Annotated in this window: 4 protein-coding genes; 3 read left to right on the top strand and 1 reads right to left on the bottom strand. The window is 68.0% G+C overall.

The features are described from left to right. Positions 1-83: 83 nt before the first annotated feature. Genes ACFYOW_RS07630 through ACFYOW_RS07640 form a run of 3 tightly spaced genes read left to right on the top strand, consistent with a single transcriptional unit; the run spans position 84 to position 13,614 of the window. Entirely contained in the window at positions 84-10,217 is a 10,134-nt protein-coding gene (locus tag ACFYOW_RS07630; protein WP_387285477.1) for an HAD-IIIC family phosphatase, read from the top strand. Continuing rightward, positions 10,214-12,547, top strand: a complete 2,334-nt coding sequence (locus tag ACFYOW_RS07635) for a thioester reductase domain-containing protein (RefSeq protein ID WP_387285479.1) — start codon at positions 10,214-10,216, stop codon at positions 12,545-12,547. Before ACFYOW_RS07630 ends, ACFYOW_RS07635 begins: the two co-directional genes overlap by 4 nt. Then, positions 12,544-13,614, top strand: a complete 1,071-nt coding sequence (locus ACFYOW_RS07640) for an alpha/beta hydrolase (protein WP_387285481.1) — start codon at positions 12,544-12,546, stop codon at positions 13,612-13,614. Before ACFYOW_RS07635 ends, ACFYOW_RS07640 begins: the two co-directional genes overlap by 4 nt. On the opposite strand, the gene ACFYOW_RS07645 is transcribed toward ACFYOW_RS07640, so the two are convergent. After that, positions 13,597-14,598 (bottom strand): Gfo/Idh/MocA family protein, encoded by a 1,002-nt coding sequence (locus ACFYOW_RS07645; RefSeq protein WP_387285483.1) that lies wholly within the window; start codon positions 14,596-14,598, stop codon positions 13,597-13,599. The genes ACFYOW_RS07640 and ACFYOW_RS07645 overlap by 18 nt on opposite strands. Positions 14,599-14,693: the final 95 nt, after the last annotated feature.

Below are 14,693 nucleotides of genomic sequence, written 5' to 3' on the forward strand. Positions count from 1 at the left end.
CAACGCGCCGCATGCCATGTTCCCGTAGATCGGGGAACCAGGAACGGCCGAATCTCGGATTTCACTGTCAGAGGAAGTAGTTCGTGCTCAACACTTTCGTCCAGACACTGTTCGCTCAGGTCGACAATCGGCCGACCGATGTGGTGTACCGGTTCCTGGACAGCGGTGATGTCGATGGTGTCGTCCGCGAAATCTCGTACGCAGACCTGGGTGTTCGTACTCGGGCGATCGGTGCCGCACTGCAGGATTCGATGCCTCGGCGGGCGCTGTTGCTGTACCCGGCAGGCATGGAGTTCGCCGAAGCGTTCTTCGGATGTCTGGCGGCCGGTGTGGTCGCCGTTCCCGCGCCGCTGCCCGAATGGGAGAACCGCGCGCTGCGTCGGCTGCGGCGGATGGTGGCGCACGCCGAGGTCGATGTGGTGCTGGCGCCGCGGCGGGTTGTCGCGGATTCGGCGGCGCTGTGTGCGGAGATTCCCGAGTTGGCGAATGTGCCGTGGCTGGCCACCGACGAGATCGCAAGCGAAGAGGCATCGCGGTGGGGGGAGCCGGATCTCGGCCCGGATTCGGTCGCGTTCATTCAATACACCTCCGGCTCGACCAGCGCGCCGCGCGGGGTACTGCTCACCCATGAAAATCTGCTGCACAACCAGCGGGCGATCGCGGCAGGGCTCGGGCACGACCGCGCGTTCGCCGACTCATGGGACGGCGCCCTGTTCGCCAGTTGGCTGCCGATGTACCACGACATGGGACTCATCGCGCCGCTGCTGCACACGATCTATCTCGGCGCCAATTCGGTGCTGATGTCGCCGCTGCATTTCCTCCAGCGTCCCGAGCAGTGGCTGCAGGCGATCGCCACCTATCGCGCCCACACCAGCGGTGGCCCCAACTTCGCCTACGAACTGTGCGTACGTCGGATCACACCGGAGCAGATCGATCGACTCGACCTGAGCAGCTGGCGGGTGGCGTTCAACGGCTCCGAACCGGTGCGGGCCGCGACGGTGCGGCGGTTCACCGACACCTTCGGACGGGCCGGATTCCGCGCCGAAGCCCACCAGCCGGTCTACGGTCTGGCCGAAGCCACCCTGATCGTGACCGCGCCGTCCACCGCCGTGCCGCCGACGCTTCGTGAGGTTCCGGGGGGCGATGCCCTTGGAGGCCCCGGACGCCGTGCCGAACTGGTCGGTGTCGGGCGGGCGGCCGAGGGAATGTCGATCGCGGTCGTCGACCCCGAGAAGGGCGCCGAATGCGCCGACGGGGTCGAAGGCGAAATCTGGGTCGCCGGAAACAGTGTCGCCGCAGGCTATTTCCGTGACCAGCAGGCCACCGCCGAGGTGTTCGGGGCAACGCTGCCCGGTGACGGTCGCCGCTTCCTCCGCACGGGGGACCTCGGAATCCTCTCCAGTGGCGAGTTGTTCGTCACCGGCAGACGCAAGGATCTGTTGATCGTCGACGGCCGTAATCATTATCCGCAGGACATCGAATCGACCGTCGAGGCCGCGCACGACAGTATCCGGGCCGGATGTGTCGCGGCCTTCTCCGTCGATCTCGGGCCGACCGGCGAGCAGCCGGTTGTGTTGGCCGAGGTGCGCGGCGAGGATCCCGGCGAACTGGCCGAGGTCGAGGTCGCCGTGCGCGGCGCGGTGGCGACCGAGCACGGGCTCACGCTCGCGACGGTGCTGCTGATTCGACCGGGCACCATATTCAAGACCAGCAGTGGGAAGATCCAGCGTTCGGCGTGCCTGGCGGCGTATCTGTCCGGCGAATTGCTCACGTTGACGGCGGGCCCCATGCGGTCGCCGGAGGACGAACTGAACGACTACGAATCGGATACGGCGACCGAGGAGTCGGCGGATCGGTCTGCCGCGGAGCCGTCCACGGAAGCGATCCGATCCTGGCTGGTGACGGAGATCGCGCGGCACGCGGCGCTGGATCCGGAACGCATCGATGTGCATCTGCCACTGGTCGAATTCGGTTTGGGCTCACACGATCTGGTGGAGCTGGTGGTCGAGCTGTCGGATTTCGTCGGACGCTTCATCGACACCAATCTGTTCTTCGACCAGCCCACGATCGACGGTGTGGTCACGGCACTGGCGCCCGCCGCGCCGATCGAGTCGGGTGCGGCCGCTCCCGAGGCGGAGACCGCGGACGACTCCGACGACGCGATCGCGATTCTCTCGATGTCCTGCCGATACGCCGGAGCGGCGGATTCACCCGAGGCCCTGTGGCGGCTGCTGGACGGCAACGGCGACGCGCTCACCGACATGCCCGCGGGCCGTTGGGACATCGACGGGCTGTACGACCCCGATACCTCCGCGACCGGCAAGGCATATACCTTCCGCGGCGGATATGTCGACGGCATCGATCGCTTCGACGCCGCCTTCTTCGGAATCGGCCCGCGTGAGGCCGCGGTAATGGATCCGCAGCAGCGGATGATGTTGCAGCTCAGCTGGGAGGCGATCGAACGATCGGGGCGCGATCCGCGCACCCTGCACGGCAGCGCGACCGGCGTGTACCTCGGCGTGTACGGCACTGGCTATCTTGCCGATCCGGCGCCGGAACAGCTGAACGGCCAAGTGGGAACCGGACTGTCGCCGAGTGTCGCGTCCGGGCGGATCTCCTACACGCTGGGGCTGCACGGTCCGGCGGTCACCATGGACACTGCCTGCTCCTCGTCGATCGTCGCGATGCACTCGGCGATGCAGGCGCTGCGGGCGGGAGAATGTGATCTCGCCTTGGCGGGCGGCGCCACGCTGCTGATGTCACCGATCGCCCATATCGAACTGTGCAAATTGGGTGTGCTGTCGCCGAGCGGCCGGTGTGCGCCGTTCTCCGCCGACGCGGACGGGACAGTGTGGGCCGAGGGCGCTGGTCTGCTGTTGTTGAAGCGGCTCAGCGATGCTCGCCGCGACGGGGACCGGGTGCTCGCGGTCATTCGTGGTTCCGCCGTCAATCAGGACGGCCGCAGCCAGGGGCTGAGCGCCCCCAACGGCGCGGCGCAGGAGCAGGTGCTGCGCTCGGCGCTGCGTGTCGCGGGTCTGGCGCCGCACGATATCGACTACGTCGAGGCGCACGGCACCGGTACGGCGCTCGGGGATCTGATCGAGGCCCGGGCACTGACACGGGTATTCGGGCCGGGTCGTGACCCGGCTCGGCCACTCGGTATCGGGTCGCTGAAATCCAATGTCGGGCACACCCAGGCCGCGGCGGGCGTGGGCAGTGTCATCAAACTTGTGCTCGCACTGCAGCACGAACGAATCCCCGCCACCTTGAACGCGAGTGTGCCGGCACCGCTGGTCGATTGGGAGCGAAGCGGTGTGGCGGTCGCGGCCGAGCCCATGCCATGGCGACGGGGTGATCGGCCGCGTCGTGCCGGTGTGAGTGCTTTCGGACTCAGCGGCACGAACACGCACCTGATCCTCGAGGAGGCTCCGCCCGAGCCCATGGTTGTGCCGGACACGTCAGCCGACGACCGGAGTGTTGCGCTGCTGCCGATTTCGGCTCGCAGTCAGGCGTCGTTGCACGGTCAGGCCGAGCGGCTGCTCGAACTGGTGGTTACCGACCCGCGATTGGAGCCGGGGCAGGTCGCGCGCGCACTAGCGTTGCAGCGCACCCAGTTCGAGCGTCGTGCGGTGGTGGTGGCGGCCGATCGGGATGAGATGGTCGGCGCGCTGCGCGATCTGGTGGACGGCGGGTCGTCGGAGAATGTCGTGGTCGGCGCCGGTGCGGTGCTCACCAACGCCAAGACCGCCTTCGTCTTCCCCGGGCAGGGCACGCAGTGGGTCGGTATGGCGCGCGATATGCTCACGTACTCCGAGGAGTTCCGCGCGGAATTCGAGCAGTGCGACAAGGCTTTCGGCGCACACACCGGCTGGTCGCTGGTGGACAAGTTGACCACCATGACCGCCGCGGACCTCGATGATTTTCCCGTAGTGCAGCCGCTGTTGTTCGCGACCATGGCCGCGCTCGCGACCACCTGGCGAGCGGCGGGCGTCATCCCGGATGCGGTGATCGGTCACAGTCAGGGCGAGGTCGCCGCTGCCTACTGCGCCGGTGCCATCGAATTGAGCGATGCCGCACGGATTATCGTCACGCGCAGCCGCCTGATGCAGGCCATCCGCGGAGCGGGCGCGATGGCGATGGTCGGACTGCCCGAAGCCGAGGTCAGCCGGCGGCTGGCAGGCTTCGACGGCCGGGTGTCGATCGCGGCGGTCAACGTGCGCCGTTCGACGATCGTGGCGGGCGAGCAGGCCGCGGTCGAGAAACTGCTGGCCGAGCTGAACCATGCGGGCATCTACACGCGGCTCGGCGGCTCGGGTACCGGCTTCGCCGGGCACAGCCGGTTGATCGAATCCATCCGTGAACCGCTGACAGCGGAGCTGGCCGATATGGCCACGAATTTGCCTGCGACGCAATGGTATTCGACAGTGTCGGGCGAGCCGGTGACGAGCGGGACGATCGGGCCCGACTACTGGTATCGGAACGCGCGCGAAACCGTGCGGTTCGCGCCCACGATCGAGCGCATGATCGCCGACGGATTCCGGTATTTCGTCGAACTGGGGGTACATCCGTCGCTGACCGCAGCCGTCAAGACGGTATCGGAGGACCTCGCGCGCGAGGTGGCGGCCGTGGGTTCGCTGGTACGAGACCAAGACGGACCGACCTGCCTGGCCAGGGCGCAGGCCGAACTCTACGTCGCGGGTCACGAACTCGACTGGACCAGTATGGTTCCCGAATACGGGCGGGTGGACCTGCCCACCTACGCCTTCGACGAGCGGCGGTTCTGGACCGACCGAGTGCACCGTGATACCACCTCGCTCGGGCTCGGAGACGTCACCCACCCCGTACTGGGTGCCGTTGTGCCGCAGCCTGATTCGGATGGCGTCATCTTGACCGGCCGGGTGTCGCGTCAACTGCAGGCGTGGGTGGCCGATCACGCGGGCCCGAACGCGGTACTGTTGCCCGGCGCGGCATTGGTCGAACTGGCCGTCCGTGCCGGCGACGAGGTGGACAGCCCGGTGGTGCGGGAGCTGGTATTGCGCGCCCCGATGCTTGTCCCCGAACGTGGAGCCTTGCAGATCCAGACGGTGGTCGGTGGCGTCGACGCCGATGACCGCCGGACGGTGCGCATCTACGCCCGCGACGAACACGATCCGGATACCCGGTGGACGCTGCACGCCGACGGCGTCCTGGCCGAAGAGTCCGAACCTGTTCCACCGCAAGTCGATTCGTCGGCGTGGCCGCCCGCAGACGCGGAACGCGTCGACGTCGACGGCCTGTACTCCGAGCTGTATACGCGCGGCCACCACTACGGTCCGCTGTTCCGTGCGATGCGGACGGCCTGGCGACGCGACGATGAAATCTTCGTCGAGGTAGAACTCGCCGAATCCGCTCATGGCGACGCCGCGAAGTTCGGTATCCATCCAGCACTGCTGGATGCCGCATTGCACGCCACCGCCCTGTTCGCCGCCGACGGCGAACACGCCATGCTGCCGTTCGTGTGGACCGACGTGGCGCTGTGGGCCTCGGGCGCCACCGCACTGCGCGTCCGGCTGACCCGGTCGGGCGCCGACACCCTCACCATGTCCGCGACCGACCGGACCGGACGACCGGTGGTATCGGTGGGGTCGGTGCTGTTGCGACCGGTCGCCGCCGGACAGTGGGATGCGGCATCGCTCGCGCCCGCGTACCGTCGCCTGTTCCGGATGGAGTGGTCGGAACTCGCGCTACCTGTGCCGGACCGCTCACTCACGCTGAGCGAGTGGAATTCCGCCGAGCCGCCAACTGCCGACGCGATCATTCTGCCGGTGCCCGAGGGTGATTCGCCGGAACAGGTGCACGACGCGGCCCAGCACATCCTGACCGCGCTGCAAACGTTCCTCAGCGATGGTCGATTCGAGAAGACGACGCTGGTCGTGCGCACGCGTGGCGCGGTGTCGGTTACTCGCGATGCGGTGGCCGCACCTTCAACAGCTCGTGGAGGGTCCGGCACGGAAGTACCGGATCCGGCGGGTGCGGTCGTGTGGGGGCTGGTGCGTTCGGCGCAGTCGGAGAATCCGGGCCGCATCGTGTTGATCGACACGGCCGACCCCGAAGAGGACATCGCCGCACTCCTCGCCACCGGCGAACCCCAGTTGGCCGTGCGTGACGGGGTGGCGTTCCTGCCGCGGCTGGTTCGGCTGCCGGAGACCACAGCGCGAGCGTCGGACGGCCGGATGTCGCTCGGGGACGGTGCCGTGCTGGTCACCGGGGCGCCAGGGCGGCTCGGTTCGGCGCTGGCCCGTCATCTGGTCGACGCGTACAGTGCCCGAGACCTGGTGCTGGTCAGTCGCCGCGGTATCGATGGCCCGGGTGGGCGTGAGTTGCGGGACGACCTGGAAAGCCGCGGTGCGCGGGTGCGATTCGCAGCCTGCGATATCACCGATCGGTCGGCACTGGCGCAGTTGCTCGACGGTATGCCGCTGGCCGGTGTGGTCCACGCGGCGTGTGTACTCGATGATGGTGTACTCAGCTCGCTGACGCCCGAGCGGCTCGGCCGCGTGCTGCGTCCGAAAGTCGATGCGGCACACCATCTGCACGAGCTGACGGCGGCGCAGGAGCTGTCGATGTTCGTGCTGTTCTCCGCGGCGGGCGGATTGTTCGGCACGCCAGGACAGGCCAACTACGCGGCGGCCAACGCCTATCTCGACGCACTGGCGCTGCGCCGCCGAGCACGCGGGTTGCCCGCGCAGTCACTGGCCTGGGGCGCGTGGGAGGTCGATATGCACGACCATTACGCGCAGGCCGACATTCGGCGTATCGAGCGCGCGGGCATTCGCGCGTTCTCGGTGCCGCAGGGTATGGCCTGTTTCGATGCCGCGCTTCAGCTCGGCGACCCGATGCTGGTCCCCCTGCTGCTCGACACCAACGTGCTGCGGCGTGCGCCCGCCGTCCCGCCGCTGCTGCGCGGGCTCGTGCGCCGCGCGCAGCGCCGGGCCATAGCCGACGTCGCGACTGTCGACGTGGCGGCGGGATCGCGCTTCGCCGAACAACTTCGGGCCGCACCGCGAGCGGAGGCGATCGCCATGGCAATGGCCGCGGCAGCCGAGTGGACCGGGCAGGTGCTCGGCCATACAGGCGCCGAGTCGGTCGGCGCCGAGGAGACCTTCCAGAGTCTGGGTCTGGATTCGTTGATGGCGATCGAACTGCGCAACAAGGTGCGCGAGCACACCGGAATCACGGTGCCACTCGGCACGATCCTCGCCGACCAGAATCTCACCGACTTCGCCCGCTATCTCGTCGACGCGGTGGCACAGCAGGCCGATACCGGCGCTTCCGACGCCGTGGCCGCCGAGGTACCCGAGGTCGAGGTGCTGCCGGTGACCAGGGACATGATGCGTCTGCTGCGGACCGAACAGCTCGGTATCCCGAGCGCAGCGCAGACCGGCGGTGTCGCCGTGCGACTGGCCGCGCCGATCACCCGAGAGCGACTGGAGCAGGCACTCACACGACTGGCCCACCGACATGCCGTGCTGCGCACCACTATTCGGCGCAGCGAGGAGCACGGACGGCAGCTCGAGATTCGTCGTGAGCCAGGAGACCTGGCCGGTTGGCGCGACCTCGACCACCTCGGTGGCACGATCGTCGAGGAGCATTTCCGAGAGCTGATGGCCCAGCCGTTCGACCTGGAGACAGGTCCACTTTGGCGCTTCGAACTGCTGAACGCCGAATCCGGCAACCAGGTACTGCTTTTCGGCGCGCATCACAGCATGAGCGATGTGCAGTCGATGCTGCTCGTCGCGGGCGAACTCGCCGCTGAACTGTCCGGTGCGCAGCTCGACGACGTCGTGACCAACCGTGACATGCATCAGCTACTCGCCGCACAGCTGAACAAGCGCGCCGCTACCGATGCCGCCGTCACGCGATGGCGCGAGGCCTTCTCCGGAGCGCGCCGACTCGAGCTGACCCTGGCGAATCCGCGTCCGGCCCAACGCAGCTACGGTGCGGGAGCGATCGCGCTCGACATGCCCGCCGGATTGCACGACCGGGTCGCGGACCGCGCCCGCGACCTCGGCCTCACACCGGCCGCGGTCTTCCTCGGCGCACTGACTATCGCGCTGGCACGTCGGCAGCAGGTCGACCGGTTCGCCGTGGCAGTCCCGGTGGATACCCGCATGCACGCCGACGCCACCGACGCCGTCGGGTATTTCGGTGTGCCCGTGCCGTTCCCGGCGGCCGTCCCGGCCGGTGACCTCGTCACCGACGTGCTGCGACGCACAGGTGAGCGGCTGCGGAATCTGCTCGCGCCCGGCGCGGGCTTCGCCGATGTACTCGCCGCGCTGGCCACCGAGGGCCTGTATCGCGACAACGCGCCGATGATCGAGGTGTATTTCAACTACCTGCGCGCCAACTCCGCCGTCGCGCCGGTCGATGTCGTTCCGGTGAGCACCGGCTACTCCGATCTCGACCTCATGGTGGCGGTGCTGCCGGATACCGGCCAGGTGTGGTTCACCTATAACAGCGACATCATCGACGCGCGGACCTGCGCCGAGTTCGGCGCGGAATACCTGGAGACGGTCGCGGCCGTAGTCGCCGATCCCGAAGCGCCGGTACGGCCCGAAACACTTGGGCAACAGCAGGTTTCTGGTGTTCGTGCGGCACTGGGTGCGACATTCGCGCTGGGCCGGCTGCCCGAGTTGCTGGTGGCGGCGGCGTCGGATGCCACCGAGATCACCATCACGGAGGCGCCCTATCACCATGTGCTGTCGTGCCTGCATGATCCGTCGGGCGTCTTCGCGCAGCCCTCGACGGGGCTGGTCATCGTCCTGCTGCGTGCGGCGGATCTGGAACGGTTCGGCGCGATTTCCGACGACCTGCTCACCGAGCTCGCCGCCGACTATCCGGCGGCCGTGCGCGAGGTGGCCGAACGCACGCGTAGGCCGGTCGTCGTCGGCATCCTGCCATCTGCCGGGCCGGAGGAACGATTGCTCGTGTGGGAGCGGCTCGTCGCCGAACGCCTGCATGAGATTCCCGGCGTCGCGGTGCTGGAACCGCGCGAGTGGCTGCGCCACCACCAGGTGGAAAACCCCTTCGACGACCGGACCGAACTCCTGGCGCACCTGCCCTTCTCCCCCGAATTCCAGGCGGCGGTGGCGCTCACCCTCGCCGCGACCGTCGGCGTCGTGACCGAACCAGCGCCGAAGGTGATCGCGGTAGACGGCGACGACACCTTGTGGAGCGGTACTGCGGGCGAGATCGGTTCCGCCGCTGTGGCTTTCGATGAGCCACGCCGAGCACTCGCCCGGCGGCTCGCGCAGTGGCGCGCGGCGGGAACGCTGCTGGTGCTGGTGACGAACAATGACGACGATATCGTCGACGCCATCCTGGACCGACCCGACAGCCCGCTGCGTCGCGACGATTTCGCCGCGATCTCCGCGGGCTGGGACGGTAAGCCCGAGCGACTGGAGGAGGTCGCACGCACATTGCGGCTCGGCCTCGACAGCTTCTGCTATCTCGACGACAACCCAGTCGAAGTGGCGCGCATGCGCGCGCAACTACCCGAGGTGCTGTCGGTGACGTGTCCGCCCGCCGACGAACTGGAAGCGTTTATCACGCGATTGTGGCCGATGGTGCCGATCGCGGCGACGGTAGAAGACCGCGCGCGAGCCGACTTCTACCGGCAGGAACAACAGCGCGACAGTGCCCGCGCCGCCACGGAATTCGCGGAGTTCCTCGACCGACTGAACCTCGAGGTCGAAATCGAGCCGCTGACCGAAGCCACGATCGAGCGCGCACGACAACTCGTGCGGCGGACCACTCAGTTCACCCTTGCCGCCGTCACCGTCGACGATCTCGATCGGTGGCGCGACGAGGGCGAGCTCTGGACCGCGACGGCGCGCGACCGCTTCGGCGACTACGGGCTGATCTCGGTACTCGCGCTACGGAAGGATGCGGGCACCCTGTGGGTTCGCGGCTGGCAACTCAGCTGCCGCGCCCTCGGCCGCGGCGTCGAGGAACGACTGCTGAGCTGGTGCGCGGACAGGGCTGATGCCCTCGGCTGCTCGACGGTACGGATATCGGTCGAACGCACCGCCCGCAACGAACCCGCTCGCCGATTGGCGGCGCGCATGCTGGGCGAAACCCCCGATGAACCGCAACTGGAGGTGTCGGTGACACCGGATCGCCTCCGAGAGTTCCGTTCCTGGGAGATGCAGGCGAATGACGAGGAGGTGACCGGGTGACCAGCCCTGACGAGCGAACGGCCGTCCACACCCCGGGCACCGACCAACGCGCGCCGGACGAGCGGATGGCTGTCCGTAACGCGGCCGTCGACCGTCGCGCACGCGGTGAAGTTCTCGAACGGGGCACTGCCGGAATGGATATCGCCGCCCTGCTCGCACGTACCGGCGCCGCACCTGTGATCGAGGCACCGCGCGCACCGCAGGTCGAGACAGGGGGCGGCGCGCGACAGTGGGACGCCAACGCGTTGGCTGCCGCGATCACCGAGCTGGCGAATCGCTTCACCGAGACGCCCATCGACGCCGACACCGACTTCTTCGACGCGGGCGGAACCTCCCTCGCCGCAGTGGAATTGGTTGCGGCACTCGCACGCGAGCTCGATATCCACCCGGATCTCGACACGGTGTTCTTCGACGCCCGCCCGCGCAGGCTGGCGCACCGCTGGCTGGCCGACCACCCGGAATCAGCACCGTCGCGGCTAGCGGCAAAACCCGGCACCGACGACGTCGACCGACTCTTCGCCGATACCGACGACCTCGCTCAACTCTTCGTCGATCTCGCGGGCGCCGACCGATTGCCGCTCGTAGCAGCGCCGGATCCGGTCGCGCCGCGCCGCATTCTGCTGACCGGGGCCACCGGATTTCTGGGCAGTCACCTGCTGTTGGATCTGTTGCGGCACAGCCAGGCCCACGTGGTGTGCCTGGTCCGCGCCGTCGACGATCAGGCCGCCACCGGGCGGCTGGAGCACGCCCTACGGCGCTTCGCACTCCCCTGGTCACGAGAGGTACTGCGGCGCGTGACGCCGCTGGCGGGCGACCTACGCCTCCCCCACCTCGGCCTGTCCGACGAACGTTGGGAAACCCTTGCCGCGGACGTCGATTCGATCGTCAACGCGGGTGCCGCGGTAGATTTCCTGCGCGGCTATCCGTCGCTGCGCCGGACCAATGTCCTCGGCCCGCTGACCCTCGCGGAGCTGGCCTGCACCGACCGGCCGAAACCAGTGCACCACATCTCCTCACTCGCGGTGTTCAACGGATCCGAGGCCGCCACGCTCGGCGAGGACGAACCGACCGCCAATGTCGCCGCGCTGCCGATCGGATACGACCGATCCAAATGGGCCGCCGAAGCTGTACTGCGCCGGGCGGGCGAACACGGACTCGTGGTGACCATCCTTCGGCCCGGCGGGATCGGTAGCCACCCGGAGACCGGTGCCCACAACCCGCGTGATCTCAACGCGGGGATCACCGCGGCACTGATGCGCTTTCGCACCGTACCGGGATTCCGGTACCTCAACGCCGCCCCGGTGGATTGGGTCAGCCGAGTGGCCGCGCAGATCGTCGGCACCCCGAGCGCCTGGGGCCACACCTATCACCTCACCGGCGCACCCACCTCGCTCGAGCAAATGGTCGCCGAAACCACCATGGGCGGCTTGGGTATTCGCGTGCAGCACTGGGAGCAGTGGTGCGATGACACGGTACGAGCGATCAGGGAAGGACCGGTGCCGGAACTGGAATCGCTGGCGCAGGTACTGCAAAGTCCGGTGGCCCGGCGACAGCTGGCAGCGATGGTGACCGCGCCGCCCGCATCCGCCGCACGTACCGATGCCTTCGTGTCCGCCAACGGCCTGCCGGCGCCTGCCACCCCCGGTCCGGCGGCACGCGGCAAGATGCTCGCCACCATGGCGGGCATGGGACCACAGCCGGGCGAGGAGCCCTACCTGCGGTTCAACGAAACACTCACCGGGACGGTCGGCCCGATCGGCGGGACCGCCGACATCCCCTGCATGCTACGGCTAGGTCTTTCCGTCGCGAGCAGCGCTCAGGTGTTCAGCACACGAACCCTGGATGTCAGCGGCGAGCTGACCTGCTCTCGGCTGCACGACGAGCCGCTCACGGTCGAGGGCACCGCGACCGTCCGACCGCATGACGGCCTCCCGTTGCGCCACGAAGTACGGCACCCGATCATGCATTACCAACTGACGCTGCGTGATTCGTCCGGCGATACCTGGTGGTTGGAGGGCTACAAATTCGCCGCGGCACGGCGACGCATGGTGCGCCAGCTCGGAACCCAGGTGATCGAGATCGGACGCACCGGCGAGCCCGCCTCGTACACCGGCGAGGTCACCGTGCCGATGCACACCTATCTGCCCGACCAGATCGACGGCATCGAGATCGATCCACGACTGCCCGAACGGCAGCAACGCCTGGCGAAACTGTTGTGGCTCAGCTGGTTCGGCAGCCAACTCGGAAAGAGTCTGCTGGAACCGGTGCTCCGGGTGGGTACCGATCTGCTGGATCTGCGCCGAGCCATGCGAAAGGAGCACCGACGGTGACGCGATCACCCAGCCCGGAACTCGGTGCCGGAGAGCTGATTTCCTTCCGCACCGCCGACGGCATCGACCTCGAAGTGCGTCGCGTCGGTCCCACCGACGCACCTGCGGTGCTGCTGGTGCACGGGCACGGGGTGTCGTCGGAGATGTTCGCGCTTCCCGAGATTCGCAATGTGACCGACGTGCTGGGCGATGCGGGCTACCAGTCGTGGCTGCTCGACTGGCGCGGTAGTTCCCGCTTGCCCTACAACACATCCGGTAGGCCCTACACCTTCGACGATGTCGCGCTCTACGACCTGCCCGCGGCAGTCGCGCAGATCAGGGCGCGGATCGGGGACCGCCCGCTGTTCGTCGTTGCGCACTGCATCGGCGCGCTGGCCCTATCGCTGAGCATGACGGCCGGGCTGCTGCCCGGACTGGCAGGCGTGGTCGCGCAGGGCGTCTTCTTGACTCCGAAGGTCAGCACGTCGACGCGGATGCGCGTGCTGCTGGGCAGCGAATTGATCGGCTCGCGCATCACCCACCTCGAATCCGACTTCCGCAAGGTCGGCCTGTGGTCCAAACGCACCCTGCTCTACGCCGCGCTGTCACGCAAGGGCGACTGCCCGGACCCGACCTGCCGCATGGTCCACGGCGGCTGGGGTATGGGCGCCGAGCTGTTCGAACACGACCGCCTCGACGCGCGCACCCACGACAGGCTGGCCGAACTGTTCGGCGCGATACCACTGTCGGTGCTGCCGCACCTACGGCAGATGGAATTGGCGCACGCCGTCCTGCGGTGGAACGTCGACGACGAGCGCTACAGTGCGCTCCCGGAGAACGCGCTCAACCGGGCCGATCGCATCGACTGTCCGGTCCTGCTGCTGTCCGGCAGCCGCAACCAAGCCTGGCTCGATTCCAATAAGCTGTGCTACGAGGTGCTTTCGGCACGCAATCCGGACGTCGATGTCCGCTACATCGAGATTCCCTCCTACGGCCACCTCGACACGTTCATCGGCCGCGGCGCGGCACTGGACGTATTCGGATATATCGTCGACTTCCTGGACGAGACGTCAGCTCGGCTGACGTAGCGGCAGGCCGGCGGCTCGGTAGATGGCATCGATGACACTCATGGTCTCCACGGCATCGCCCGGAGTGGTGGTCACCGGCTCGCCGCGCAGCACCGCGGCGGCGAAGGCGTCGAGTTGGTAGTCGTAGGAGGCGCGACTCCCGAACCGCCGCAGCCGCCTCCCGTTCTCCGAACGAACCGACAGCACATGTCCCAGATGCGGCAGCACCGGATTGATCAGCCGCATCCGGCCGCGTTCACCTACGACGGTGGCGCCGATGCGCAGCACGTCCGACGACCACATCGAGCACCGGATGCGGCCGGTGTGCCCGGACGGGAAGCGCAGTTCGGCGGTCATCGCACGGTCGATCCGCGCATCGTGCAGCTTCGCCTGCGCGGCAGTCACTTCCGGGTTCTCGCCGCCGAGCACGCGAGCCATGTGCACCGCGTAGCAGCCTGCATCCATCAGGGCCCCGCCCGCGAGGTCGTAGTTGTAGCGGATGTCGGAGAACTTCGGCAGCGGGAAGCTCAGCGCGGCTTCCACACGAAGCAACGTCCCCAATTCGCCGGACGCGATGATCTTTTCGGCGGCCGTTATCAGCGGGTGGTAGCGGTAGTGGAATGCCTCCATCACCACGCGATCGGAATCGCTCGCCAGCGCGGCGATCTCCCGCGCCTCCTCCGCGTTGGCGGTGAACGGCTTCTCGCACAGCACATGCTTTCCGGCCTGCACGGCGGCACGGGTCCACCGACCGTGCAGGCCGTTGGGCAGCGGGATATAGACCGCGTCGAGATCGGGCGCGTCGATCAGCGCCCGATAACTGTCGTACGCCTGCGCGATGCCGTGCTTGCGGGCGAAGCCCTCCGCGCGCGACCGGTCCCGGGCCGCGACCGCCGCGACGACGACCTCAGGATTCCGCTCGGCCGGTTTGATCAGGGACGCGGGCGCGATACTCGCCGCACCGAGGATCCCGATACGGAGCCCAGAGCGGATGTCTTCGGTCATCCACCGACACTAACATCGGCACCGCACCGCGGCCGACCTGCTCCGGCAGCCGGACAATCGGCGAATGCGGTTGAATCACAACAGATCACGAATGG

It is taken from the genome of Nocardia sp. NPDC006982, from assembly GCF_042869435.1.
Taxonomy (GTDB): domain Bacteria; phylum Actinomycetota; class Actinomycetes; order Mycobacteriales; family Mycobacteriaceae; genus Nocardia.